The 26,386-nt window shown below is 68.6% G+C and carries 22 protein-coding genes and 1 other RNA gene; 14 read left to right on the plus strand and 9 right to left on the minus strand.

The features are described 5' to 3' along the window. Positions 1–5: 5 nt before the first annotated feature. The 5 genes from ACJQWM_RS12335 to ACJQWM_RS12355 form a co-directional block, all read right to left on the minus strand. Positions 6–389, minus strand: a complete 384-nt coding sequence (locus ACJQWM_RS12335) for a RidA family protein (protein ID WP_332703830.1) — start codon at positions 387–389, stop codon at positions 6–8. A 112-nt stretch (positions 390–501) separates the two neighbouring features. Next, positions 502–2,685: a RelA/SpoT family protein gene (locus ACJQWM_RS12340; protein WP_332703828.1), complete on the minus strand. Its 2,184-nt coding sequence runs from the start codon at positions 2,683–2,685 to the stop codon at positions 502–504. Between the two features lie 301 nt (positions 2,686–2,986). Next, positions 2,987–3,286 carry a DNA-directed RNA polymerase subunit omega gene (gene rpoZ / locus ACJQWM_RS12345; RefSeq protein WP_332703826.1) on the minus strand — a complete coding sequence of 100 codons (300 nt, stop codon included), beginning with the start codon at positions 3,284–3,286 and terminating at the stop codon, positions 2,987–2,989. 382 nt (positions 3,287–3,668) lie between these two features. Next, on the minus strand, positions 3,669–4,286 hold the full coding sequence (gmk, locus tag ACJQWM_RS12350; protein ID WP_332703824.1) for a guanylate kinase: 618 nt from the start codon (positions 4,284–4,286) through the stop codon (positions 3,669–3,671). 63 nt (positions 4,287–4,349) lie between these two features. After that, positions 4,350–5,225, minus strand: a complete 876-nt coding sequence (locus ACJQWM_RS12355; RefSeq protein WP_332703822.1) for a YicC/YloC family endoribonuclease — start codon at positions 5,223–5,225, stop codon at positions 4,350–4,352. Between the two features lie 275 nt (positions 5,226–5,500). Between ACJQWM_RS12355 and rph the strand changes: the two genes are divergently transcribed. From rph to ACJQWM_RS12380, 5 genes are all read left to right on the plus strand, one after another. Further along, on the plus strand, positions 5,501–6,235 hold the full coding sequence (rph, locus tag ACJQWM_RS12360) for a ribonuclease PH (RefSeq protein WP_332703820.1): 735 nt from the start codon (positions 5,501–5,503) through the stop codon (positions 6,233–6,235). A 40-nt stretch (positions 6,236–6,275) separates the two neighbouring features. After that, the gene (gene rdgB / locus ACJQWM_RS12365) at positions 6,276–6,866 is read left to right on the plus strand and encodes an RdgB/HAM1 family non-canonical purine NTP pyrophosphatase (RefSeq protein WP_332703818.1); all 591 of its coding nucleotides are present in this window, start codon (positions 6,276–6,278) and stop codon (positions 6,864–6,866) included. 110 nt (positions 6,867–6,976) lie between these two features. Next, complete coding sequence (gene hemW / locus ACJQWM_RS12370; protein WP_332703816.1) at positions 6,977–8,137, plus strand: radical SAM family heme chaperone HemW; 1,161 nt, start codon at positions 6,977–6,979, stop codon at positions 8,135–8,137. 181 nt (positions 8,138–8,318) lie between these two features. After that, entirely contained in the window at positions 8,319–10,598 is a 2,280-nt protein-coding gene (locus ACJQWM_RS12375; protein WP_332703814.1) for a DUF1631 domain-containing protein, read from the plus strand. Beyond that, positions 10,595–10,945: a PilZ domain-containing protein gene (locus ACJQWM_RS12380; RefSeq protein ID WP_332703812.1), complete on the plus strand. Its 351-nt coding sequence runs from the start codon at positions 10,595–10,597 to the stop codon at positions 10,943–10,945. The genes ACJQWM_RS12375 and ACJQWM_RS12380 overlap by 4 nt, the downstream gene beginning before the upstream one ends. Before the next feature lie 111 nt (positions 10,946–11,056). Here ACJQWM_RS12380 and ACJQWM_RS12385 read toward each other — a convergent pair whose 3' ends face one another. Continuing rightward, complete coding sequence (locus ACJQWM_RS12385) at positions 11,057–13,684, minus strand: bifunctional diguanylate cyclase/phosphodiesterase (RefSeq protein WP_332703810.1); 2,628 nt, start codon at positions 13,682–13,684, stop codon at positions 11,057–11,059. A 91-nt stretch (positions 13,685–13,775) separates the two neighbouring features. Here ACJQWM_RS12385 and pepQ point away from each other — a divergent pair, with 91 nt between their 5' ends. Together pepQ and crcB are read left to right on the plus strand one after the other, a co-directional pair. Continuing rightward, the gene (gene pepQ / locus ACJQWM_RS12390) at positions 13,776–15,137 is read left to right on the plus strand and encodes a Xaa-Pro dipeptidase (RefSeq protein ID WP_332703808.1); all 1,362 of its coding nucleotides are present in this window, start codon (positions 13,776–13,778) and stop codon (positions 15,135–15,137) included. Next, positions 15,134–15,529 carry a fluoride efflux transporter CrcB gene (crcB, locus tag ACJQWM_RS12395; protein WP_332703806.1) on the plus strand — a complete coding sequence of 132 codons (396 nt, stop codon included), beginning with the start codon at positions 15,134–15,136 and terminating at the stop codon, positions 15,527–15,529. The genes pepQ and crcB overlap by 4 nt, the downstream gene beginning before the upstream one ends. Before the next feature lie 104 nt (positions 15,530–15,633). Here crcB and ACJQWM_RS12400 read toward each other — a convergent pair whose 3' ends face one another. The 3 genes from ACJQWM_RS12400 to ACJQWM_RS12410 form a co-directional block, all read right to left on the minus strand. After that, positions 15,634–16,434, minus strand: coding sequence for a TerC family protein (locus ACJQWM_RS12400; RefSeq protein WP_332703804.1), 801 nt, complete (start codon positions 16,432–16,434; stop codon positions 15,634–15,636). A gap of 137 nt (positions 16,435–16,571) precedes the next feature. Further along, the gene (locus ACJQWM_RS12405) at positions 16,572–17,912 is read right to left on the minus strand and encodes an aminopeptidase P N-terminal domain-containing protein (protein WP_332703802.1); all 1,341 of its coding nucleotides are present in this window, start codon (positions 17,910–17,912) and stop codon (positions 16,572–16,574) included. Between the two features lie 150 nt (positions 17,913–18,062). Further along, the gene (locus tag ACJQWM_RS12410) at positions 18,063–18,650 is read right to left on the minus strand and encodes a UPF0149 family protein (protein WP_332703800.1); all 588 of its coding nucleotides are present in this window, start codon (positions 18,648–18,650) and stop codon (positions 18,063–18,065) included. A gap of 258 nt (positions 18,651–18,908) precedes the next feature. Here ACJQWM_RS12410 and ACJQWM_RS12415 point away from each other — a divergent pair, with 258 nt between their 5' ends. The 7 genes from ACJQWM_RS12415 to rpiA all read left to right on the plus strand — a co-directional run bounded on the left by ACJQWM_RS12415 (position 18,909) and on the right by rpiA (position 26,270). Then, positions 18,909–23,447: an EAL domain-containing protein gene (locus ACJQWM_RS12415; RefSeq protein WP_411306865.1), complete on the plus strand. Its 4,539-nt coding sequence runs from the start codon at positions 18,909–18,911 to the stop codon at positions 23,445–23,447. An 89-nt stretch (positions 23,448–23,536) separates the two neighbouring features. Next, complete coding sequence (locus tag ACJQWM_RS12420; RefSeq protein ID WP_332703796.1) at positions 23,537–23,758, plus strand: TIGR02449 family protein; 222 nt, start codon at positions 23,537–23,539, stop codon at positions 23,756–23,758. After that, positions 23,755–24,057: a cell division protein ZapA gene (locus ACJQWM_RS12425; protein WP_330970431.1), complete on the plus strand. Its 303-nt coding sequence runs from the start codon at positions 23,755–23,757 to the stop codon at positions 24,055–24,057. The genes ACJQWM_RS12420 and ACJQWM_RS12425 overlap by 4 nt, the downstream gene beginning before the upstream one ends. Before the next feature lie 170 nt (positions 24,058–24,227). Next, positions 24,228–24,414, plus strand: a non-coding RNA gene (gene ssrS / locus ACJQWM_RS12430) — 6S RNA. Positions 24,415–24,512: 98 nt separating this feature from the next. Then, a complete protein-coding gene (locus ACJQWM_RS12435; RefSeq protein WP_332703793.1) occupies positions 24,513–25,115 on the plus strand; it encodes a 5-formyltetrahydrofolate cyclo-ligase in 603 nt (200 codons plus the stop codon). An 11-nt stretch (positions 25,116–25,126) separates the two neighbouring features. Then, positions 25,127–25,597 (plus strand): EVE domain-containing protein, encoded by a 471-nt coding sequence (locus ACJQWM_RS12440; RefSeq protein WP_332703791.1) that lies wholly within the window; start codon positions 25,127–25,129, stop codon positions 25,595–25,597. Between the two features lie 7 nt (positions 25,598–25,604). Beyond that, positions 25,605–26,270 (plus strand): ribose-5-phosphate isomerase RpiA, encoded by a 666-nt coding sequence (gene rpiA / locus ACJQWM_RS12445; protein WP_332703789.1) that lies wholly within the window; start codon positions 25,605–25,607, stop codon positions 26,268–26,270. Positions 26,271–26,386 lie beyond the last annotated feature (116 nt).

The raw sequence follows: 26,386 nt of genomic DNA on the forward strand, positions 1-26,386 counted from the left end.
GCCGGTCAGGAAACGACCATCACCGCATCGACCTCGAACGCCGCGCCCTTGGGCAGGCCGCTGACCTCGATGGTCGAACGCGCCGGGTACGGCGTCTGGAAGTATTCCGCCATGACCGCATTGACCGAAGCGAAATCGCCCAGGTCGGTCACGTACAGGCCGAGCCGTGCGATGTGCCCCAGCGAGCCGCCGGCGGCCTCGCAGACCGCCTTGAGGTTGTCGAACGCGCGGCGCGCCTGCGCGGCGATGTCGCCGTCGACCAGGTCGCCGGTGGCCGGATCCAGCGGAATCTGCCCGGACAGGTACACGGTGTCGCCGACGCGCACGGCCTGCGAATACGGGCCGATCGCGGCCGGAGCCTGGTCGGTTTGGATGATCTTGCGGGACATGCGGGGCTCCAGTTTCGAACGGCTCGATGAGCGCGCAGTTTAACCAGAGCCGCCGCCGGCGCGGTCGGCGCAGCGCCCGCGCGCGCGTAGGAAAAGGCCCAACACGCCGAGCTCAGATGCGCTGCACCCCGATCACCACCGGCAGCCGGCGCACCCGGCGGATCACGTCGGCCAGATGGCGGCGGTCGGCGACCTCGATCGCGAAGCGCAGCACCGCCATGTTGGGATCGCGATCGATGTATTCGACCCGGTCGATGTTGGACTCCGCCTCCGCGATCGCCGCGGCGACCTGCGCCAGCGAGCCGGGGCGGTTGTCGACCTCGATCTTCAGCGCGGCGTCGAAATCGCCGGAGACCTGGCGGTCCCAGCCGATCGGCACCCAGCGATCCGGCGACTTGCGGTATTCGGCGACGTTGGGGCAGTCCAGGCGGTGCACGACCAGCCCCTTGCCGGCCGTGTGGTAACCCATGATGTCATCGCCGGGGATCGGCAGGCAGCAGTTGGCGAAGCTGATGACGCCGCGCTCCGCGCCGGTGATCAGGATGCGGTCCTCGGGCAGGGCCGGGCGATATGGCGCGTTCAGCTCCGACTTGCCCGGCGCTTCCCGGGCCAGCGTCAGCGCGACCTGGCTGGGCATGCGGTTGCCCAGCGCGATGTCGGCCAGCAACGCCTCCAGCCGCGGGTAGTGATGCTCGTGCAGGTAGCCATCCAGCCGCGTGGCTGGAATCCGGTCGAGCGAGGTCTGCAGGCCCTCCAGCGCGCGATCGAGCATGCGGTGGCCGAGCTGCACCGCGTCCTCGTGCACCAGGTGCTTGAGCTGCTGGCGAATCGAGGTGCGTGCCTTGCCGGAGACCACGAACTCCAGCCATTGCGGCTTCGGCGTCGAGGACTTGGCGGTAATCACCTCCACCCGCTGGCCGCTGGCGAGCTTGGTCCGCAGCGGCACCAGCTTGCTGTCGACGCGCGCGGCGACCGCCTGGTTGCCGACGTCGGTGTGCACGGCATAGGCGAAATCCAGCGCGGTGGAATTGCGCGGCAGCGAGAGGATGTCGCCCTGCGGCGTGAACAGGTAGACCTCGTCGGGGAACAGGTCGACCTTGACGTTTTCGAGGAACTCCAGCGACGACCCGGTCGCATGTTGCGACTCCACCAGCCCGGTGATCCAGCTGTGGGCGCGGCTCTGCGCGCTGTTGGGTCCCTCGCCGCCGTCCTTGTAGGACCAGTGCGCGGCGATGCCGCGCTCGGCGATCAGGTCCATCTCTTCGGTGCGGATCTGCACCTCCACCGGCGATCCGTACGGCCCGAACAGCACCGTGTGCAGCGACTGGTAGCCGTTGGCCTTCGGAATGGCGATGAAATCGCGGAAGCGCGCATCCAGCGGCTTGTATGCCGCGTGCACCACGCCGAGTGCGTGGTAGCAGTCGGCCACCGAGCGCACCACGATGCGGAAGCCGAACACGTCCATGACCTGGGTGAAGTTCTTGTGCTCCGCGCGCATCTTGCTGTAGATGCTCCACGGCGATTTCACCCGGCTGATCAGGCGGTGGGTGAGTTTCTCCTTGGCCAGCCGCTGCGCGAGCTGGGCCTCGATCTGGACCAGCGACTCGCGTCGCACCACCGGCTGGGTCCGGATGCGTTTTTCGATGACCGCGTGACGCCACGGATGCAGCGCGCGGAAACCCAGGTCCTGCAGCTCGGCCTTGATCAGGTTCATGCCGAGCCTTTGCGCGATCGGCGCGAAGACCTCCAGCGTCTCCAGCGCGATGCGTTCGCGCGCCGCCGCTCCCTGCGCGCCGAGGGTGCGCATGTTGTGCAGGCGGTCGGCGAGCTTGATCAGGATCACGCGCAGGTCGCGCGACATCGCCAGCACCATCTTGCGGAAACTCTCGGCGGCCGCTTCCTGGCGATCGCGGAAATGCAGCTTGTCCAGCTTGGTGACGCCGTCGACCAGCTCGGCGACGGTTTCGCCGAACTCCTCGGCCAGGCAGTCGCGCGTGAGCGGCGTGTCCTCGATGGTGTCGTGCAGGATCGCCGCGATCAGCGTCTCGACATCGAGCCCCTGATCGGCCAGCACCCGCGCCACCGCAACCGGATGGGTGATGTAGGGCTCGCCGGACTTGCGGGTCTGACCGGCGTGCGCGGCCGCGCCGACGCTCCAGGCGCGCCGCAACCGCAGGCGCGACTCCTCGGGCAGGTAGTGCGTGGCCTGCTCGAGCTCGCGCACATAGTCCGGCAGCGGCGCATCGTCGGATGCGGGCATGGCGGGCCGGTTCAGCGCGGACTTGGCGGGACTCATGGCGATGAATCTACGCGGCTGGTGCAGCGCAGCGCAATGCGGTTGGCTGAAGGGGGAATCTGACCTCGGCCTCGGGCTGAAATTCCGAATGCCGGGGCGCGGACTCGGGACTCGGGAAAGTCAAAGGCGCCACGACGCTGGCGTGCAAGCCCGCTCGTTCACGTGCGGGACAGCAGATCCTTCGCTGCGTTCAGGATGACGGGCTTCATGCTTTTCCCGAGTCCCGAGTCCCGAGTCGGGCACGCACAAAAAACCCCGCACTCGGCGGGGTTTTTGCATGCAGCCGATGAGGCGGCGAGCGTCAGTCGTCGCCCTTGGACAGGTCATCGTCGGCGACCACCTCGGCGGCGGCCCATTCCAGCGCCTCGCGCTCCTTGCGCTCGCGCTCGGCCTTCTCGACCGCGTCGATATAGTCGGGGTTGATCTTGCGCGCGGCGATCTCGCGCAGGGCCAGCACGGTGGGTTTGTCGTTGGACTCGCTGTTGTCGATCTGCGGGTCCACGCCACTGGCGAGCTGGCGCGCCCGCTTGGCGGCCAACATGACGAGTTCAAAGCGGTTGTCGACCACTTCCAGACAGTCTTCTACGGTGATGCGGGCCATGGGGCTCCTGGCGGCCGGGCGGCCGTCGATGTGGGGACAAACGGGTCGGGATTGTAGCGACTGCACCCCGCCGGAGCAAGCGATTGTTGTTGAATCAAGGAGTTAGGGGCTGTGGCGTTCAGTATTCGGACCGGCGCTCGGGACTCGGGACTCGGGACTCGGGACTCGGGACTCGGGACTCGGGACTCGGGACTCGGGACTCGGGACTCGGGAAGAGCATGCAGCCCTGTTGTCTCGCACGGCAAAGGATTTGCTGTATTTGCCGCGTGGCAGCCGGCGGACCATACGGCTGCCCCGCGGCGGAGCTGCTGGGCACGTCAGCCCAGCCTACGGCGTCGGCATTTTGCCCTTGCGACGCCGTTCCCTGTTCCCTTGTCCCGCCTCACCCGTCGGCCAGCAACGTGGTGAGCAGCCGGGAATGCCGCGCCACCTGGGCCTCGCGGCGCAGGCGGCTGGCGGTGAAGATCGAGCACATTTCGTCGACCGCGATCGCGAACTGTTCGTTGACGATGACGTAGTCGAACTCGCCGTAGTGCGACATCTCTTCGCGCGCGGCGGCCAGACGTTGGGCGATCACCTCGTCACTGTCCTGGCCGCGGGTGCGCATGCGCTGTTCCAGCGCCTCGCGCGAGGGCGGCAGGATGAACACGCTGACCGCGCCCGGCACTTTGGCCCGCACCTGGCGCGCGCCCTGCCAGTCGATCTCCAGCAGCACGTCCTTGCCCGATGCCAGCTGCGGCTCGACCGACTGCCGCGCGGTGCCCTTCCAGTCGCCGTGCACGCGGGCGTGTTCGAAGAAGTCGCCGGCGCCGACCATGCGTTCGAACTCGGATTCATCGACGAAGTGGTAGTGCTCGGCATGCCGCTCGCCCGGTCGCGGCGCGCGCGAGGTGAACGAGATGGACAGGCAGAGGTTCGCATCGCGCGCCAGCACCGCGTTGACGATGCTGGACTTTCCGGCGCCCGACGGGGCGGCGACGATGTAGAGGGTTCCGCGCATCTAATGTTTCCCGCTTGTTCGCTGACCACCCCTTCCCCCGCATTGCGGGAGAAGGAGTTCTAGCTACTCGATGTTCTGGATCTGCTCGCGCACCTGGTCGATCAGCACCTTTAACTCGATCGCCGCGGCCGAGCTGCGGGCATCGACTGACTTGGAGCCAAGCGTGTTGGCCTCGCGGTTGAACTCCTGCAGCAGGAAGTCGAGCCGGCGGCCGACCGCCTCGCGCAGCTTCAACACGCGCCGCGCCTCGCTGACGTGCGCATCGAGCCGGTCGAGCTCTTCGTCGACGTCGAGCTTCTGCAGCCACATGACCAACTCCTGTTCGAGTCGCCCCGGTTCGAGCTGGCCCACGCCGGCCGGCTGGGCCAGGTCGGACAGACGGGTCTCGAGCTTGCGGCGCTGGCCCTCGCCGATGACCGGCATCAGTTCGCGCACGTCGGCGGCGATACGGGCGATGCCATCGATGCGCTCGTTGATGACCGCGGCCAGCTTGGTGCCTTCACGTTCGCGCGAGGCCACGAATTCGTCCAGCACGGCATCGAGCAGCGCCAGCGCCTCGGCCTGCAATGCGGCGGCATCGGTCGCCGGCGCCTGCAGCACGCCGGGAAACTGCAGCAGGTCGGTGAACTGGGTCTGCAGCCCGGGAAAACGCGCCGACAGGTCGATCGCCAGCTCGCTCAGCTCGCGCAGCCGGGTCGGATCGAGCTGCAGGCCACCCTCGCCTTCCGGCGCGCGCAGACGCAGGGTCAGATCCACCTTGCCGCGTGACAGCCGCCCGGCGACGCGCTCGCGCAGCGCCGGTTCCAGCGCGCGCAGGTCGTCGTGCAGGCGCAGTCCGATCTCGAGGAAGCGGTGGTTGACCGAGCGCAGCTCGCAACCCAGCGTGCCCCATTGAGTCGCGCGCTCGCCGCTGGCGAAGGCGGTCATGCTGCGGATCATGTCCGGGCTACCTAATGAACGGCCGGGCAGTATGCCATTCGGCCCCGCATGCGACACGGCCGAAGCGCCGTAGGGTGGGCACGCCGTTTGTGCCCACCGCGTCCTGTGCCCATTCCGCTGCGGTGGGCCCAGAAAGCGTGCCCACCCTACGAGGGTCTGGCGTCGCCGTGTCTCGATCCAGCAGTGGGCAGCGGAGCAAGCTCCGCTCTACGCGACGTGGGCCGGGTCATCGGCAGCGACTGCTAGACTGCCGCGCCCCGCCTTGCGACGTGCCTATGACCACCATCCTCCGACCGAGCGGCCGTGCGCCGGAGCAACTGCGCGAGGTGCGCATCGAGCGCGGCTACACCCGCCACGCCGAAGGCTCGGTGCTGGTCGGCTTCGGCCAGACCCAGGTGCTGTGCACGGCCAGCGTGGAGAACCGCGTGCCGCCGTTCCTGCGCGGCAAGGGCGAGGGCTGGGTCACCGCCGAATACGGCATGCTGCCGCGCGCCACCCATACCCGCAGCGACCGCGAGGCCGCGCGCGGCAAGCAGGGCGGCCGCACGCTGGAGATCCAGCGCCTGATCGGCCGCAGCCTGCGCGCCTGCATCGACCGCAAGGCGCTCGGCGAGCGCACCATCACGCTCGACTGCGACGTGCTGCAGGCCGACGGCGGCACCCGCACCGCGGCGATCACCGGCGCGTACGTGGCGCTGGTCGATGCGGTGCAGTGGCTGCGCGGGCGCAACGAGATCAAGGGCGGGCGCGACCCGATCTTCGGCGCGGTCGCCGCGGTGTCGGTCGGCATCTACCGTGGCGTGCCAGTGCTGGACCTGGACTACGCCGAGGACAGCGACTGCGACACCGACATGAACGTGGTGATGAACGACGGCGGCGGGTTCATCGAGCTGCAGGGCACCGCCGAGGGCCACGCGTTCCGCCGCGAGGAGCTGGCGGCGATGACCGCGCTGGCCGAGGCGGGCATCGCCGAGCTGGTCATGAAGCAGCGCGAGGCGCTGGCGCGGTGATTCCGGGCGGGCTCTGCCCGCCGATCCTGGAGTGCAATCGATGAAACTCGTCATCGCCAGCGGCAATCCCGGCAAGCTCGATGAATTCCGCCAATTGCTCGGCGACAGCGGCATCGGATTTGTCGGTCAGGGCGAGTTGGGCGTCGGCGACATCGAGGAGACCGGCAGCACCTTCATCGAGAACGCGCTGCTCAAGGCGCGCCACGCCGCGCGCGTGACCGGCCTGCCGGCATTGGCCGACGACTCGGGGCTGTGCGTGGATGCGCTCGGCGGCGCCCCGGGGCTGTATTCGGCGCGCTATGCCGGGCTGCACGGCGACGCCGGGGCCAACATCGCCAAGCTGCTCGATGTGCTGGCCGACGTGCCGGCGGCGCGGCGCACGGCGCATTTTTACGCCGTGATCGTGTTGCTGCGCCATGCCGACGATCCGCAACCACTGATCGCCGAAGGCACGTGGCCGGGATTGATCCTGGATGCGCCGCGTGGCGCCGGTGGATTCGGCTACGACCCGGTGTTCCTGGACCCCGAACTGGGCCTGACGGCAGCGGAACTGGCGCCGGACGCGAAGAACCGCATCGGCCATCGGGGCCGCGCCCTGGCCGTGCTGAGCGAGCGCTTCGCGCGGTTGTAGGAGCGCTTCAGCCGCGATCCAGGATCGGCGGCCGACGCAGTATCCCATCGCGGCTGAAGCCGCTCCTACACGATCGCGGCAACCGGCCTGCCCGGTGGGACAATAGCCGCATGCTCACTCCCCCGCCGCTGTCGCTGTACGTCCACATCCCGTGGTGCGTGCGCAAATGTCCGTATTGCGACTTCAACTCGCACGAGAACAAGACCGGCGGCGCGCTGCCGTTCCAGGCCTACGTCGACGCGCTGCTGGCCGACCTGGACTTCGACCTGCCGCTGGTCTGGGGCCGCACGGTGCACAGCGTGTTCTTTGGCGGCGGCACGCCGAGCCTGATGCCACCGGAGTTCATCGAACGCTTCCTGCAGGGCGCGAGTGCGCGGCTGCGCTTCGCGCCGGGCTGCGAGATCACCCTGGAGACCAACCCCGGCACCGCCGAACATGGCCGTTTCGAGCTGTACCGGGCGGCCGGCGTGAACCGGCTGAGCTTCGGCATCCAGAGTTTCGACGACGGCTGCCTGCAACGGCTCGGCCGCATCCACGACAGCGCCGAGGCCGAGGCGGCGGTCAAGCTGGCGCAGGACGCGGGATTGGACAACCTCAACCTCGACCTGATGTACGCGCTGCCGCAGCAGAGCCTGGCGATGGCCGAACGCGACCTGGAACGCGCCTTCGCACTGCAACCGGCGCATGTCTCGCACTACCAGCTCACGCTGGAGCCGAACACGCTGTTCGCCGCAAGGCCGCCGTCGGGCATTCCCGATGAGGACAACAGTTGGGACATGCAGGAGCACTGCCAGGCACTGCTCTCAGCGGCCGGCTATGGGCAGTACGAGGTCAGCGCGTATGCGCGACCGGGGCGGCAGTGCACGCACAACCTCAACTACTGGCGCTACGGCGATTACCTCGGCATCGGCGCCGGCGCGCACGGCAAGCTGACCCTCGGCGCCGAACAGGCCGTGCTGCGGCGCTGGAAGCACAAGCATCCAGCCACCTTCCTGGCCCACGCCGGCAGCGATGCCGCGCTTGGCGGCGACGAGCGCATTCCATCGGAGCGGCGGCCGTTCGAGTTCATGCTCAATGCCTTGCGCCTGGTCGAGGGGTTCAGCGTGGCCGAGTTCGAGGCGCGCACCGGCCTGGCGCTCGCCGCGATCGAGGCGCCACTGCAGGCGGCATACACCGCCGGTTGGCTGGACCGCACCGGCGAGCGCATTCGCCCGACCGAGCTGGGTCGCCGCTTCACCAACGACGTGGTGGCGCTTTTCCTGGACGATTGATCCGAGGTGACGCTCGGCGCTGGCCCGTCGCGTCATGCTGCCCATGGGGAGTATCCGGGCCACGCGCGCAAGCGGCTGCCGGGGCCGTGGGGTGGCGGGCGCCGGACTGGCGTGGTCATATAAGCCGACTCGACCGGGAAACAGGGTGTCGACCACGTTGGACAATTCCGGTAAGCCCTCCATGCCCACAGCCACGCTTGCATCGGCGGTCCTGCCCCGACGCGTCCATGTCGCGCTGGAGCACGTCCATGCGCTGGTGTCCGAAGAGCTCGAACGCCAGCTCGATGGCATGTTCACCGAGTTCGAACAGCAACTGTTCCGGCGGGCCGAACAGGCCAGCGACCCGGCCCTGCAGGCCGGGCAATTCGAGACCCTGCGCAAGGTGCGCCAGCGCCGCGCCGAGCTGGCGCCGGCATTCCTCAGGTTCCTGGAGGCGTCACTGGCGCAGATTCGTGCCCCCGCCGGGCCGGCCGGGGCACCCGCCGCCGGTGGTGAAAAGTTGAAGGTCGATTTCAGCCGGCTGCGCCTGCTCGAAGATGACGAGGTCAGCGAAGGCAGCCTGGTGCGCAGCATCGGCATGCGCCACGAGTCCCGCGCCGGATTGCCGCTGATGCTGCTGGGGCAGCGCTTCGGTGTGCTGGCCGGCGCCCCGGCGTTCGATGCCGAGCGCCTGCCGCTCGGGCCGCATGCGCTCGCGCGGGCGCTGCTGCACGCCTGCGAGGTGCTGGAGATCGATCTGGATGTCCGGCTGGTGCTGCTGCATTGCTTCGACCAGCATGTCATGGGCAACTACACCCAGTTGGTGGAAACGATCAACGCGCTGCTGGCGCGCGAGAACATCCTGCCCGGCCTGTCCTACGTACCATTGCGGACCCGGGCCAGCCCCCAGTCGGGCACCCGCAAGGCCGCACCGGGGTCCGGCGAGGCACGCGACACCGCTCGGCTTGAAACACCGGACGCGGCGGGGTCGCGGCCGCATACCGGCTGGCTGGGCGAGGCCGGAACAGGTGCCAGCGAGGGGGAAAACCTCGCGTTTTCGCTTCTGCAGGAGCTACTCAGCGGCCGCCGCGACCTGCTCGGCAAGCTGCGCGGCAGGCCGGCGCCACAACCCGGCGCGCGGGAGTTGGCGACCGGCGAGGTCGTGGATGCGCTCCAATCACAGCAGGCCGACCGCTCCGGGCCACCGCGCGGCCCACAAACGGTGGCGGAGGTCCGGCAGACCCTGCTCGCGCAGAGTCGCCAGCAGCACGGCAAGCCGATGCGGCTTTCGAGCGGCGACCAGGACACCTTCGAACTGCTCGAAATGCTGTACGCCGAGATGCGCCGCGATCTGCGCGACGGCGCCCCCGGCACCGCCCTGGCCGAACGCCTGCAGGTGCCGGTGCTGCGCGCAGCGCTGCAGGATCCCGGCTTTTTCGTACGCAGCCAGCATCCGGCCCGGCAGATGTTGAACGCGGTCGCCGAGGCCGGCGCCAAGTGGCTGGGCGAGGACGAGACCGATCCGCAACTGGAGTCGCAGCTGCACCGCGCGGTCGATCACGTGGTGGAGAACTACCACGGCGATGCGGCGGTGTTCGAGTCGGCCAACCAGTCGTTGCAGGAACACCTGCAGTTGCTCGCGCGCAAGGCGGAGGTCAGCGAGCGGCGTCATGTCGAAGCGGTCCGCGGCAAGGAAAAACTGGAGCTCGCCAAGCGCCGCGCAGCCGAAACGATCGAGCAGGCGATGGAGGGGCAGGCGCTGCCGAAATTCGCACGCGCGCTGTTGCAGCAGGTCTGGAGCGACGTGCTCACGCTGGTGCTGCTGCGCCATGGCGAGGACTCCGAGCAGTGGCGGCAGCACGTGGCGGCGACCGCGCAGATCGTGACCGCCAGTGCCGGCGCCGCGCCGGCGCCCGCCGGACTGGACCAGCGGATCGAACACGCACTGGCGCTGGTCGGCTACCACGCCGGCGAAGCCAGCGCGATCGCGCGCCGGCTCACGACCGGTCAGGACGAGCACGACGACGACCCGGCCTCGCGCACCGAACTAGCGATGAAGCTCAAGGCGCGCACCCGGCTGGGCGCGGACGCAGCCGCAACGGAGGTTGCCCGGCCGCCCCGATCCGCGCAGGAGCAGGCGTGCTACGAACGACTGCGCAGGGTGCCTTTCGGCACCTGGATCGAGTTCACCAGGAACCAGCAGGGCGAGGTCGTGCGGCGCCGCATGGCCTGGTACAGCCGGGTCACGGACCGGGCCCTGTTCGTCAACCAGCGCGGCCAGCGGGTCGACGAGCAGTCGCTCGACAACGTGGCCCGCACGATGGCACGCAGCCAGGCCCGGATCGTCATGGCCGAAGAAGGGCGCCCGGTCGATCGGGCGTGGCACTCGGCATTGAACGCGCTGCGCGGCTTCATCGGGCGCGGCGGCCCGCGGCGCGAGGGCCGCGGCCGCGATGCCCAGGCAGAGGAGCCGTCGCCATGACCGAAGAGTTCCGCCGTGCGCCGCGGCGCAAGGTGTCCGACAACGTTCCGGTGATCGACACCATGACCGATCGCACTGTCGGCCGGCTCAGCAACGTCTCGGAAACCGGCATGTTGCTGATCGCCAACGTGCCGCTGGTCGAGGATGCGCTATACCAGTTCCGTTTCAATATCGGCGATCCGAAGGATCCGGGCGCGGCCATCGAAGTCGGTGCGCACCTGCTGTGGCAGGACGCGGCCCACGCGTCCGAGCAGACCTGGACCGGCTTCCGCTTCATCACCCTGCTTGAAGACCAGATGCAGCAGCTGCGCGAGTGGCTGCAGGCACCCGACGGCAGCTACGAGTGAGCCGATCGCGTGGCCGAGCGGGCCGGAACAAGGGCACGCCGCGGTCGACCAGGGCGTGCCGGGGCCGGTAGAGCCGAACTGTTCGGCGCCTGGTCCGGGCGCCGGAGCGCATCACGGCTGCAGGTAACCGCGGTGGCACACCACCGGCTCGGGCTTGTGCAGCGCGAAGCCCTGCGCGAAGTCGACGCCGAGCTCGACCAGCGCGCCGACGATCTCCTCGCTGGTGACCCATTCGGCGATGACCTGCAAGCCACGCTGGTGGCCGATGTCGGTGACCGCGCGCACGATCGCCTGGCTCATCGGGTCGGTCATCAGGTCGCGGATGAAGCTGCCGTCGATCTTGATGATGTCCACCGGCAGGTTCTTGAGGTAGCCGAACGAGGACATGCCGGCGCCAAAATCGTCCAGCGCGATGCGGCAACCGGCGCTGCGCAGGTGCTGGATGAAACGCGTCACCTGCGACAGGTTGCGCACCGCCACCGTCTCGGTGATCTCGAAGCAGACCCGCTCCGGCGCGATGCCATAACGCTCGATCCACTGCAGGATCAGCAGGGCGAAGGATTCGTCCTCGATGCTGGCGCCCGAGAGGTTGATCGTCGCCAACTGCAGTCCGGCGCCACTGGGGTGGAGCCGGTCGAAATTCGCCAGCGCCGTCTCGATCACCCAGCGGTCGATCATCGGCATCAGGCCGTAGCGCTCGGCCGCCGGCATGAACGCCCCGGGCACCACGAGCTTGCCCTGCTCGTCGCGGAAGCGCAGCAGCAGCTCGAGGTGCGGCCCGGCGGCGAGCGGCCCCAGCGGAAAGACCTCCTGGTACTTGAGCAGCAGGCGGCGCTCGTCGACCGCCCAGCGCAGGCGGTTGGCCCATTCCATCTCGCTCTGCCGGCGCGTGGTGTCATCGTCCTGCGCGGAGTAGAAGTGCACGCGGTTGCGGCCGTTCTCCTTGGCCATGTAGCAGGCGGTGTCGGCCTGGGCGAGCAGGTCCTTGAGGCTGGTGGTGTCGCCGCGCTCGATCATCACCGCGCCGATGCTCGCGCTGATGGTGTAGGTGCTGTGCTCCCAGACAAACACGTAGCCGTCGATCCCCTCGCGCAGCCGCTCGGCGACGTGGTGGGCACCGGGCTGGTCGCGCACGCTGGCGGCGAGCACGCCGAACTCGTCGCCGCCCAGCCGCGCCAGCACATCGCCTTCGCGCAACTGCTCGCGCATGGTGATCGCCAGCTGGCTGAGCAACTGGTCGCCGGCGATGTGGCCGGAGGTATCGTTGATCAGCTTGAACTGGTCCAGGTCGATGTACAGCAACGCGGCCGCCGGGGCGCCGGCCGCGATCGCGGCCAGTGCGCGCTCGACCTGGCGCTCGAACTCGCGGCGGTTGTAGAGCTCGGTCAAGGCGTCGTGGCTGGCCTGGTAGCTGAGCAGCTCGGTCAGCTGGCGCTGCTCGGAGATGTCGGTGGCCACCATCAGCAGCTGGTCGGAGCCGTTCAGTTCGATCGGCTTGATCGACAGCGCCGCCCAGAACCGGTCGCCATTGACGCTGCGCAGCACCGCCTCGACATTGCTGCACCCCCGCGTGCCGGCCTCGGCGAGCTGGCCGCGCAGTTGTGCGTCCTCGAACAGCAACGGCAGGTGCAGGTCGCCGACACCCTCGCCCAGCCGCGCACGCGAGGCCTGGTTGGCATAGATGATGCGGCCGTCGCTGCCGCGCGCCAGCAGCACCAGTGCCGGCAGCAGGTCGTTGAGTGCGCGGAAGCGCGCCTCGCTCTCGCGATAGCGGCGGCTCATGCTCCAGCCCAGCGCCAGCGCGCGACGGCGCGTGCCGGCCACCGAGAACACCAGCAGCGCCAGCAGCAGGCTGGCGACCAGTCCTGGTACGAGCACCGATTGCGACCAGTCAAGCGTCATCGGGGCATGCTCGGCCGAGTGCATCTCGACCCGCCACACCCGGCCGCCGTAGACCAGGTCCTGCACCGACTCCCGCGCCGGTGCCGAACCGCCGTGCGGCCGCGGGTGCGAGTCGAACAGCAGGCGCGCCGGCCCGTCGGTGACGTCGCTGATCTCGATGTGCAGCTGCTCGCGCAGCTCGGCCGCCAGCGCCGATTCGATCAACGGCTGCACGCGGAACGAGATCGCCAGGGAACCGCGCATCCGCTCGCGGCGCTCGTTGCGGGTCAGCGGTGGCGCGCCCGGGCTGTAGATCGGCAGGCGTAGCGTGATGCCATCGATGACGACGGCCCGGTCGCCGGAGGCCTGCACCAGCCGGAACGGTGCCGACAGTGCGGGCCGATCGCTGTCTCGCGAGCTCATCACCGCGGACAGGTTGGCCGGCTGCCGGTTGACCAGCAGCCCCACGACCGCTTCATTGCCGTCCAGCGGCTGCACCAGCTCGGTCACATAGCGGTCGGCACCGCCCTCCTGGGCATCGCCATCCGCACGCCGGGCGTAGGCCAGCGCCTGCAGCCCCGGCATCAGCTCGCGCGGATGCAGGTTGGCGTACATGTTGGCGAACTCTTCCTGGCTCACTTCCTGCGAGGTCAGGAACAGGGTCTGCACCGCACGGGCCAGAAACTCGGCCGCTTCCAGCCGGTCCAGCAGTGCGGCATGGGTGCGCTCGGCGACCCGCTCCAGGCTTGCCACGCTCTGGGTTTCGAATCGGCGCTGCTGCACGTTCGCGACCCATAGCGATAGCCCGACTCCGGCCACCAGCGCCAGCACGCTCCAGACCCACGGAGATACCCCCAACGGCGCGGGACCCTCCTGCTCGGGCTCCGCCTGCGGCGACGAGGAGATTCCGTCAAAATCCCTTGACGCTCCCAAATGAGATCCCCCCGAAATGACCACTCAAGAACTGGCGATGTTATACCCGCAGCACCTGTGTGAGCTGGAACGGCGAGCCGCAGAGGCGCTGGAGCGCGGGGGCTTTGATCATCTGGTGGTGCCCAGCGGCACGGTGCACTACCAGGTGTTCGATGATCGCGATTACCCCTACGTGGTCAATCCGCAGTTCAAGGCCTGGCTGCCGCTGACCCGCAACCCAGGCAGCTGGCTGGTCATCACCCCCGGCAAGAAGCCCAGGCTGATCTACCTGCAACCGTTCGACTACTGGCACGTAGTGCCGCAAACGCCCGAGGGCTGGTGGGTGGAGCACTTCGAGATCGTGGTGATCCGCAAGTGGGACGAGGCCTTGCAGCACCTGCCGCAGTCGGAGGCGCGGTGCGCGATCCTGGGTGAACCGCAAAGCGCGCTGGGCGATGACGCCACCGGGCGGTTCAAGCCGAACAACCCGCCGGCGGTGCTCGACTATCTGGACTACCACCGCGCGTTCAAGACCCCCTACGAGGTCGAGATGATGCGCGGTGCCTCCCGCAGCGGCACCCGCGCGCACCGCGCGGCCGAGGCGGCGTTCCGCGCGGGCAAGAGCGAGTTCGACATCAACCTGGCCTACGCCGCCGCCGCGCGCCAGGACGCCAGCGAACTGCCCTACGGCAACATCGTGGCGCTCAACGAGCACGGCGCGGTGCTGCACTACACCGAACTGGCGCGCGAGGCGCCCGATCCCGTCCGCAGTTTCCTGATCGATGCCGGCACCAGCTTCCACGGCTATGCCTGCGACATCACCCGCACCTACGCCACCGACAGCGGTGGCGAGTTCCAGGCGATGATCGACGCGGTCGACGCCGCGCAGCTGAAGATGTGCGACCAGGTCCGCGCCGGCACCGACTACACACGCATCCACCTCGATGCGCACCTGGCCATTGCCGGCATCCTCAAGGACTTCGGCATCAGCAAGGTCGCGCCGGAAACCGCGCTGGAAAACGGTATCAGCAGCGTGTTCTTCCCGCACGGCATCGGCCACGGCATCGGCCTGCAGGTGCACGACGTCGGCGGCTTCGCCGAGTCCGACCGCGGCGGCCGTATCGCCAATCCCGACGGCCACCCGTTCCTGCGCCTGACCCGCACGCTGGCGCCGGGCATGGCGGTGACGATCGAGCCGGGCCTGTACTTCGTCGACCTGCTGCTGGACAAGCTCAGGCAGGGCGAACATGCCGATGCGGTCGACTGGGACCGCATTGCGCAGTTCAAGCCCTACGGCGGCATCCGCATCGAGGACGAGGTGGTGTGCACCGACGGCGCGCCGCTCAACCTGACCCGCGAGGCCTTCGCCGCCGGCGCAGCGGAGCCGGGCGCCGCATGACCCTGTGGTGGCAGCAGTGCCTGCTGGTGATGCTCGGCGGCGCGCTCGGCGCCGCCGGGCGGTTCTGGCTCAGCGGCTGGCTGCTGCGCCAGGTCGGCAACGGATTTCCCTGGGGCACGTTGGCGGTCAACCTGATCGGCTCGTTCGCGGCGGGCTTCTTTGCCATCTGGCTGCAGCAGCGCGGGCCGGCCGGGCTGTACTGGCGGGCGTTCCTGATCGTCGGCCTGATCGGCGGGTTGACCACGTATTCGGCGCTGATGATCGAGTGCCTGCTGTACGGCCGCTCCGCCCGCGGCGAGCTGATGCTGGCATACCTGCTGGCCAGCCTGGCCGGCGGCCTGCTGCTGGTCTGGCTCGGGGCGCGGCTGGCGGGGCTGCTGCGGCCGTTCTAGCCAGCTGGCTTGAGAACACCATTCAGCTACGAGAGATTTAGTCTCCCCCCTGGGCGCGGCTTCAGCTCCCCTCTTTGGAAAAGAGGGGCTGGGGGAGATTTGCTTCAGCCGGAGGCCGGCGCCGTCGAGTGGCCGGACCGCTGCGACCGGCGCTCGCCCTCGACGTACTTCTCGTGCAGCTTCACCGGCGGCTTGGTCTTGGCACTGCGCCGGCGGATCCACAGGTTGATCATCTCCACGAACACCGAGAACGCCATCGCCGCGTAGATGTAACCCTTCGGGATGTGGACGCCGAAGCCATCGGCGATCAGCACCAGGCCGATCATCAGCAGGAAGCTCAACGCGAGCACCTTGACCGTGGGGTGCTTCTCGACGAAGTCGCTGATGGGCTTGGCGAACGCGATCATGAAACCGATCGAGATCAGGATCGCGGTGACCATCACCCAGCGCTGCTCGACCATGCCGACCGCGGTGATGATCGAATCCAGCGAGAACACCACGTCCAGCAGCATGATCTGGGCGAGGACGCCGCCGAAGGTCGCGGCCGCACTGGTGCCGACCTCCTCCGAGTCGCCCTCGAGCTTCTGGTGGATCTCGTGGGTGGCCTTGCCGATCAGGAACAGCCCGCCGCCGATCAGGATCAGGTCGCGCCAGGAAAATTGGTGATCGAACAGCGAGAACAGCGGCGCGGTCAGGCCGATGATCCAGGCGATCGCGAACAGCAAGGCCAGTCGGGTGACCGCGGCCAGCGCGATGCCGAGCTTGCGTGCCTTGTCGCGCTGTTCCGGCGGCAATCTGCCGGCCAGGATCGAGATGAAGATGATGTTGTCGATGCCCAGCACCAGCTCCAGCGCGGTGAGCGTCGCCAATGCGATCCAGATTTCGGGGTTGGCCAGTTGTTCCATTGCCGTGGTCCTGGGGAGTGAGGAGTGAGGAGTGAGGGCTTAGAAGTAAGGGAATAGAAGTAAGGAATTAGAAGTGAGAAGTGAGAGAAAGCAGACACCCGCGGCGGGCTTTTCTCTCATTTCTTACTCCTCGCTGCTCACTCCTCTCGCCGGTGCTCTTGAGCCATGAATGCTTCGATCTCGTCGGCGCTGCGCGCGAGCTTGTCGGTCAGCACCTTGTGGCCGTCGCGGGTCACCAGCACGTCATCCTCGGTGCGGATGCCGATGCCGCGCCACTTGGCCGCCACGCTGGTGTCGTCGGGTGAAACGTACAGCCCCGGCTCGATGGTGAACACCATGCCCGGCTCGAGCAGGCGCGACTCGCCGTCGAGGCGGTATTCGCCGACGTCGTGCACGTCCAGGCCGATCCAGTGGCCGGTCTTGTGTCGATAAAAGCGCTTGTAGCTGCCCTCGGCAATGTTCTTCTCCAGCCTGCCCTTGAGCAGACCGAGCTGCAGCAGGCCTTCGGTGAGCGTGGCGACCGCGGCGTCGTGCCCGGCCTCGTAGGCGACGCCCGGCTGCGCCTGCGCGAGCGCGGCGGCCTGGGCGCGGCCGACCAGCTCGTGCAGCGTGCGCTGCTCCCGGCTGAAGCGCCCGCTGACCGGAAACGTGCGGGTGATATCCGCCGCGTAGCCACGGTATTCCGCGCCGGCATCGACCAGCACCAGGTCACCGTCACTCGCGCTACCGTTGTTGGCGATGTAGTGCAGCACGCAGGCGTTGCTGCCGGCGCCGATGATGCTGCTGTAGGCGGGCTGGGCGTCGTGCATGCGGAACACGCGTTCGAGCTCGGCCTGCAGCTCGTATTCGGCGATGCCCGGACGCACCGCACGCATCACCGCCTGGTGCGCGGCGACGCTGATATCGGCGGCGCGCTGCATCAGCCGGATCTCGTCGCGGTCCTTGAACAGCCGCAGCTCATCGAGCAGGTGGCCCAGCTCGAGGAACTCGTGCGGCGGCTGTGCGCCGTGGCGCATCATCGCGCGCACCCGGTTGAGCCAGCCGATCAGCTTGAGGTCGAACTCGGCATCGCGGCCGAAGTGGTAGTACACCCGCGAGCGACCTTCCAGCAAGCCCGGCAGAATGTCGTCCAGATCGGTGATCGGGTAGGCATCGTCCAGACCGAAGGCCTCCACCGCACCCTCAGGGCCTGCGCGCGGCCCGTCCCAGCCCTCGCGCTCGGTGTCGCGCTCGCGGCAGAACAGCAGCGTCTCGCCGTGCGCACGGCCGGGCACCAGCACCAGCACGGCTTCGGCCTCGGGAAAACCGGTCAGGTACCAGAAGTCCGAATCCTGCCGGTAGGGATAGTGGGTATCGCGGCTGCGCACCGCTTCCTTGGCCGCGGGCAACACCAAAATGGCGTCGTCGCCGGCCATCCGCATCAACTGCTTGCGGCGGCGGGCATGCGCGCGGGAGGGCATGGAAAGCGGCTTGTTCATCGGTCTCCAATGGCAGGCGACGGTGACCGTAGGGTGGGCACGCTCTTGGTGCCCACCGCTGCCGGTACGGTGAGCGCAGAAGTTACTGGTTCCCCGCCGGCGCGGGAATGACACACCAGAAGCGCGGGAACGCAGTCAAAACGGGAAGCATCAATTCAGTCGCTGGCGATGCTCGGCGGCGAGCACGCAGTCGCCGTGCAGCAGCAGTGCGGCGACCCGGACGAACTCCTCGATCTCGACCAGCGCGGCCTCGTCCTCGTCATCGCCGTCTTCCTGCGGCTGCGCCGCGGCGAGCTTCGCCAGGTCGAACAGCGCCTCGTTGCTTTCCTCCGACAGCTTCGGCCGGCCGCCCACGGCCATGCCGAACGCGCCGAGAAACCCGCGGCACCAGTCGAACAGCGCGCCGCTGCGATCGACCAGCGGCGCCTGCGGATCGGGCAGCAACAATTCGAACCCGAAACTGCGGTCGGCCAACTGCGCGGCGCTGGCGCGGCGCAGCTCATCCAGCGGCGTATCCGCGGCTGGCGCCGGGATCGCATCGTCGGCCAGCACCTTGGCCGGCCATTCACGCACCGCGGCACCGCCGCCGGCGAGCCAGCCGCACAGCCCGCCGTGCAGTTCCGATGCGGTCACCGCCAGCGACAGCCGCTGGATCTCGGCATCGATGGCCGCCAGAACCGGTAGTTCGGCTGGCGGATCGCCCGGCGGGACGGGGTTGAGGTCGGGGTCGGTCAACATGGCGCAAGTCTAGCAATCGCCTGTGAGAGCGCGGTAGTTGCCGCGCTGGCGGGCGCGCCCGCGGACGAGGACAGGCGCGCATCGGCGGCCTGCCCGGCTCGCCCCGCGGCAGGCCGCCACCGAGCATGCATCCGCGCCGCCGGGGCTGTCCGTGTTGGCACTGTGACGAACGCCTCCTACACTGCGGACTGACACGCCAACCCCGCGGTGTTCGTGCCTCCGTATCGCATCCTTGTCGCGGCCCTGTTTGGGCTGATCATGTGGTTGACGCCCGTCGCGGAGACCGGGGCGGCGACCCGCGACTTCTATTTCACCCAGCTCGGCAGCGACCACGGGCTGGCCCAGAACACCGTGACCGCCCTTGCGCAGGACCCGCAGGGCTTCGTCTGGGTCGGCACCCAGGGCGGACTGCACCGCTACGACGGGCAACGCTACACCCTGTTCCGCCACGATCCACGCGACCCGACCAGTCTGCCCGACAGCTATATCACCGCGCTCGCGTTCGATCGCGATGCGCTGTGGATCGGCACCTATTCCGAATACGTGGCGCGCCTGGACCTGGGCAGCGGCACGATCCGTCGCTTCGATACGCCGGCTGGCCGCGGCCGTGCGCATGGCCAGGTGCGCGCGGTGCTCGCACGCGCGGGCACGGTATGGATCGGCACCAATCAGGGACTGGAACGGCTGGACCCGGCCAGCGGCCGTCGCGACACCGTACTGCAGCTCGACACCCGAACGCTGCGCGGCGGGCCGTGGCAGAAGCTCCTGGCCGATCGGGAGGGGCGGATCTGGTACGCCACCGCGGCCGGGCTGTTTCGCATCGAGCCGGACGGGGCGGTGCTGCGGGTCGGCCCGCCCATAGCGAGCCGGACCTTGGCGCTCGACCGCGACGGGCGGATCTGGGTCGGCCGCAGCGACGGTCTGTTCCGGGTCTCGCCCGACGGCAGCGCGCTGATCCGCGCCTGGTCCGCAGGCGACGGCGGCGGCGAGGCCGACGTCCGCGCGATTGCGCAGGCGCCCGACGGGCGTCTGTGGTTCTCGGTCGCGCGCGGCGGGTTGCGCCGGTTCGACCTGGCCAGCGGCCGCATCAGCGTGATCCAGGAGGAGCCCGGCGTGGACGCAACGCTGCCGGAGGACGAGATCAGCGCCCTGATGATCGACCACGGCGGCATGCTCTGGACGGGCGGGCAGCTCCGCGGCGTGGCGGTGACAGACCCGCGCGGCGCCCGCTTCCGCTACCTGTTCAGCCAGCCCGGCGCAGCATCCGACCGCATCGCCACCAACGACAGCATCCGCACCGTGCATGAAGGTGGCGATGGCGCCCTATGGATCGGCACCGACGACGCCCGGCTGTTGCGCTATGACATCAACGGCGACCGCTTCGGGGACTGGACCGCGCGCTTGCCGCCCACCAGCGATGCGCAGCCGCGGCGCATCGTGTCGATCCGCGACGCCGGCCACGGCCGCATGTGGCTGGGCACCAGTCATGGACTGCTGCGGCTGGAACCGAGCACCGGGACGGTCGAGCCGATCGGGCTGGGCGACGGCGCGTCCGGTGACTTCAGCGGCACCAGCCTACGCGCAGTGCTGACCGACCAGCGCGGCGACATGTGGCTGGGGACCCGCGATATCGGCGCGTTGCATGTGCGGCGCGACGGCCGCCATGTCGTCAACTACAGCCATCGCGACGACGACCCGCGCCGGCTCGCGCACCCGACGGTGCATGCCTTGCAGGAAGACGAGCGCGGGCGGATCTGGTTCGGCACCGGCGACGGGCTCGACATGCTCGACCCGGTCGACGGCCCGCGGCACTACCGCCACGACATCGACGATCCCGCTTCACTGGCCGGCAACCTGGTGCGTGCCCTGCACGTCGATCACGATGGCGCACTGTGGGTCGGCACCCACAGCGGGCTCAGCCGCGCCGTCGAGCAGCCCGACGGCAGCATCAGCTTCACCCACCCGCTGGCCGAGGCCATGGCCGGGGCGCCGGTGCCGGTGGTGTTTTCGATCATCGAGGCGGTCCCCGGCGAGCTATGGCTCGGCACCGACGCCGGCATCGTCCGGCTCGACATCGCCAGTGGTGATCTGCGCCAGTACGGGTTGGCCGACGGCTTGCAGGACCTGGAGTTCAATGGCAACGCAGCCACGCTGCTGAGCGATGGCCGGATGGTGTTCGGTGGCGTGCGCGGGCTCAACCTGTTTGAACACGCGGGCGTGGCCGACGCCGGCCACACTCCGCCGGTGCGCCTGCTGTCGGCGCGGATCGGCACCCAGGGCGGGCAATCGAGTGGCGTGCTGTGGAAGCCCGACACGCTCGAAGTGCCCGACGATGCCGTGCTGCTGCGCCTGCGCATCGGTGCGATGGACTTCTCCCCGAACGCGGACATCCGCTATCGCTACCGCATGGATGGCTTCGACACCGAATGGATCGACAACGGCGGCCAGGCCGACATCACCTATACGCGACTGCCGCCCGGGCGCTACACGTTCCGCGCGCAGGCGAGCAACCGTGACGGCGTCTGGGCCGGCCAGGAGTTGCAGGTGCCGGTGCATGTGGCGCCGCCACTGTGGCGGCACCCGTTGTCGCTGACCGCTCTGACGCTGGCCGGACTGGCCCTGGCGATGGTGGTGGCCTGGCGCTGGCACTCGCAGCGCCGCCGCGAACAGGGCTATTTCGCCCAGATCCGCGAGCGCGAAGAGCGCCTGCAGCTGGCGCTGTGGGCTTCCGGCGAACAGTTCTGGGACTACGACATCACCCGGCGCGAGTTGCACGGCATGCACCCCCACGATCAGGGCGCGCCGGGGCCGCAGCTTACGACACATGCGCATCTGGACGCCCAGCACGAGATCCACCCCGACGACCAGGCGCGGGTCATCGAGCACCTGCGCCAGCACCTGCGTGGCGAGGAGCCGCTGTTCCTGTCGGAACACCGGGTGCGCAACGACAGCGACGGCTGGAGCTGGGTCCGTGCGCGTGGCCGGGTGGTCGAGAGCGACGCCGACGGCCGCGCCCTGCGCGTGGCCGGCACCGCGCGCGACATCACCGCCAGCCGCAGCGCCGAACGCGACCGCCGCATTGCCAGCGAGGTGCTGCGCAGCATGGCCGAGGCGGTGGCGGTGTTCGATGGCGATTTCAATTTCGTTTCGGTCAACCCGGCGTTCGAGCGCATGACCGGTTTCAGCGACAGCGAGGTGGCCGGCCAGCCGACCCGGCTGATCGACAGCCGCCAGCACGACCCGGCGTTCTACCAACAGATGCGCGCGGAGCTGCACCGCGACGGCCGCTGGTCGGGCGAGATCTGGCAGCAACGCAAGGACGGCAGCGAGTTCCTGTGCTGGCTCCAGACCGGCGTGGTGCACGAGGCCGGCGGCCAACGCGGCCATTACGTGGCCGTGGTCAGCGACATCACCGACCAGAAGCGCGCCGAGCAGGAGCTGCGTTACCTGGCCAACTACGACACGTTGACCGGACTGCCCAATCGCACGTTGCTAGCGGACCGGCTGTCACGCGCGATCGTGCGGGCGCGCCACAACGGGCGCAAGATCGCGCTGCTGTTCCTTGACCTGGACCGCTTCAAGGACATCAACGACTCGCTCGGCCACGCCGCCGGCGACCGCATCCTGCGCGCCGCGGCCCATCGCCTGCAGCACACCGTCGGCCCGCAGCACACCGTCGCGCGACTGGGCGGGGACGAGTTCACCGTGGTTTTGGAAAACCTCGACGACGCCGAGCAGGCCGAGCAGGTCGCACGCGACGTGCTGCTTGCGTTCGAGACGCCGCTGGACTTCGACGAGCGGCACGAGGTCGCCATTTCGCCGTCGATCGGCATTGCGCTGTATCCCGATCATGCGCAGGTGCCCAACGACCTGCTCAAGCACGCCGACACCGCGATGTACCAGGCCAAGACCCGCGGGCGCCGCACCTGGATGCGGTACCTGGACAGCATGGACATCGAGGTCCGCCAGCGCATCACCATCACCGCCGCACTGCGCAAGGTGCTCGACCGCGGCGAGCTGCAGCTCGTGTTCCAGCCGCAGCTGTCGCTGCCCGATAATCGCATCACCGGGGTGGAGGCATTGCTGCGCTGGAACAGCCCGGAGTATGGCCAGATCGCGCCCGCCCAGTTCATCCCGCTGGCCGAGGAGACCGGGATGATCGTCGAAATCGGCGAATGGGTCCTGCGCGAGGCCTGCGTGGTGCTCGCCCGGTGGCGCGCCCAGGGGCTGGGCGGGCTGACCATGGCGGTGAACGTCTCGGCCCTGCAACTGTTGCGCGGCGATCTGCCGCAGGTGGTCGCGCGGGTGCTCGAAAGCACCGGGGTGCCGCCGGAGTGCCTCGAACTGGAACTCACCGAAAGCGTGATCATGACCAACGCCGAGCACACCGGCAGCGTGCTGCAACGCTTTCGTGAAATCGGCGTGGGACTGGCGATCGACGACTTCGGCACCGGCTACTCATCGCTGGCCTATCTCAAGCGCTTGCCGATCACCACGCTGAAGATCGACAAGGAATTCATCGACGATCTCACCCACGATGCCGACGACGAGGCGATCACCAGTACCGTGATCACCATGGCGCATTCGCTGGGGCTGAACGTCATCGCCGAGGGCGTGGAAACCGAGGGGCAGGTGCAGTTCCTGCGCGAGCACGGCTGCGACGAGATCCAGGGGTTCTGGCTGGCGCGGCCGCTCGATCCACAGGCATGCCTGGAGTTCCTGCGTCGCTGGCCTGCCGCTGCTGCATCGACCACCCAGCCCGAAGCCCTCACCGAAGCTCCCAGCGACGCCGGGTGAGGCGGCCGCGCCGGGCTCCCCAGCCCGGCGCCGCAGGAGTGCCGCCGCGACCAGCTTGACCGGCCGCGGAGCGCTGCTATCTTGCGTGGATGGATCGCGCCGAACTCCTCGCACAATTGCAGTCGCTGGTCGCCCGCGTCGATCAGCTGGCCGAACGCGGCCGGCGACTCAGCGACGAGAATCGCAGCCTGCGGCAACAGCAGGAGCAGCTCTCCGGCGAACGCTCGGCACTGTTGGCCAAGAATGAACAAGCCCGCACTCGCGTCGAGGCGATGATCGCCCGCTTGAAGTCGCTGGAGCAGCACACGTGAGCAACAGCCAGCCGGTCGTCGTCCGCCTGCTCGACCGCGAATACACCGTGGGCTGCGAACCGGCCGAGCGCGACAGCCTGCTGAACGCCGCCAAGCTGCTCGACAGCAAGATGCGCGAGATCCGCGGCAGCAATCGCATGGCTGCGCTGGATCGCGTCGCGGTGCTGGCCGCGCTCAATTTCGCCCACGAGTTGCAACAGCTGCGCGACGAAGGCGAAGACCGCGACCGTGAGCTCACCCGTACCATTGGCGACCTGACTCGCAAGCTGGACGGCCTGTTCGACAGCGCACCGCGTTGACCGCCCTCCTGCAGGAGCGGCATCAGCCGCGATCGAACATGGCCGCGATCGATGGATTGCCGATGGCGGCCGAAGCCGCTTCCAGCGTTTGCGCCGACACATGAATCAGCACTGCACCGTACCCGACGAACGGAGTCGCCGCCCGCAGGCGGCGCGGTATAATCCGTGCACGTCCTCTGCTGTGGACGACGGCGTGCGCAAACATTCGCCTTGTCCCTTAATTGCGACCGCGGGAGTGCAGCGGAAGCCCGGAGTGCAGGTCCGCCTTGTAGCGGGAAGCCCGACGGCCTCCAAGCGCCCCCACTTGAACCACGGGTTCAAGGTCGTTTCGCGCGCATCGCCATCGGCGGAGGACTTTCATTGTTTACGGACAGCGCCCTGGTGGCGCTGTTCGTTTTTGCGCCTGCCGGCGTCACCCGCAGGTGGCCAGACCCGTCGCTTCCGGATCGCGCTGGATGACCGCTGACCGCATGGCGCACCGCCGGCAACTGCGCGAGGCGCTGCGCGCCCGACGACGCGCGCTGCCCGCCGCCGCACGCATCGCCGCCGCGGAGCGGCTCGCCACGCAATTGCTGAACCTGCCGTTCGCACCGCAGTCGGGTTACGTTGCCGGCTACTGGGCCATGGACGGCGAGATCGCCCTGCACGTGTGGCAGCTCAAGCTTCCGCGCGAATGTATCTATTGCCTACCGGTGCTGCACGACGATGCAGGTCTGCGCTTCGCCCCGTGGCGCCCGGGCGATGCGCTGGTCAGCAACCGCTACGGCATTCCCGAACCCGATGTCGCCACCGGTTCGCTACTCGATCCCGACGATCTCGCGCTCGCGGTAATGCCGCTGGTCGGCTTCGATGCGCGCGGTCACCGGCTCGGCATGGGGGGCGGCTGGTACGATCGCAGCTTCGCAGCACGGCACCATCGCCCCGCGCCACCGTGGCTGGTCGGAGCCGCGTTCGATACGCAGCATGCCGATGCGCTCGAACCCGCCGAGTGGGACGTCACGCTCGACGCGGTGTGCACCGAATCGAGGACATACGACTGCAGTTCCGCCCCCGCATGAGTACATGCCCAATGAGTGCACGCCGCCGCTATTGGCTGATGAAGTCCGAGCCCGACGCTTTCTCCATCGACGACCTGCAACGCGTTGGCACCGAACCCTGGAACGGCGTGCGCAACTACCAGGCGCGAAACTTCATGCGTGACGGCATGAAGGTCGGTGACGGCGTGTTGTTCTACCACTCCAATACCGCGGTCCCTGGCATCGTCGGCACCGCGCTGGTGGCGAGCAAGGCTTATCCCGACGAGACCCAGTTCGACCCGAAGTCCGACTACCACGACCCCAAAAGCTCGCGCGAAGAACCGCGCTGGCAACTGGTCGACATCGCGTTCGAGCGCAAGCTCTCGCGCACCATCGCGCTCGACGAGATCAAGCGCCACGCCGACCAGCTCGGCGAGGAATTCGCGCTGATCCGCCGCGGCAACCGGCTATCGGTATTCCCGGTCTCGGCGGCGCAATACAAATACCTCCTTTCCCTCGAGTAGCAACGACATGTCCGAAGCCAAGCGCCTGGCCGGCGAGAAAGCCATCGATTTCGTGGAAGACGGCATGATCGTCGGCGTCGGCACCGGATCGACCGTCGCCTACTTCATCGACGCCCTGGCGAGCATCAAGCATCGCATCAGGGGCACGGTCTCGAGCTCCGAACAGAGCACCCAGCGCCTGCGCGCGCACGGCATCGAGGTACTCGACCTCAACAGCGCCGGGCCGTTGGCGCTGTATGTCGACGGCGCCGACGAATGCGATCCTGGCAAGCGCCTGATCAAGGGCGGCGGCGCCGCGCTCACACGCGAGAAGATCATTGCCGAAGCCAGCGACAGGTTCGTCTGCATCATCGACCCGGCCAAGCGCGTGGACGTGCTCGGCAAATTTCCGCTGCCGGTAGAGGTGATCCCCATGGCGCGCAGCCTGGTGGCTCGCGAGATCCTCCGCCTGACCGGCGGCGGCCAACCGGTATGGCGCCAGGACGCCAGCGGCAACGGCGTGCTCACCGACAACGGCAACGTCATCCTCGACGTGCACGGTCTGGCGATCGACGACCCGCTGTCGCTCGAGTCCACGCTCAACCAGATTCCCGGCGTGGTCAGCGTCGGCCTGTTCGCACGCCGCGCGGCGGATGTGGTGATCATCGGCGGCGAGCCACCTCAGCTGCTGTAGTCGTAAAGCTCGCGCCACGCTTTTGTAGGAGCGGCTTCAGCCGCGGGGGGGGGGGCGGGGGGGCCCCCGCGAAGAAGCGAACGGCGGGCTCCCCGGCCACGCCGGGGCGTGGCGGG

This window comes from Novilysobacter longmucuonensis (genome assembly GCF_046600735.1).
Lineage (GTDB): Bacteria > Pseudomonadota > Gammaproteobacteria > Xanthomonadales > Xanthomonadaceae > Novilysobacter_A > Novilysobacter_A longmucuonensis.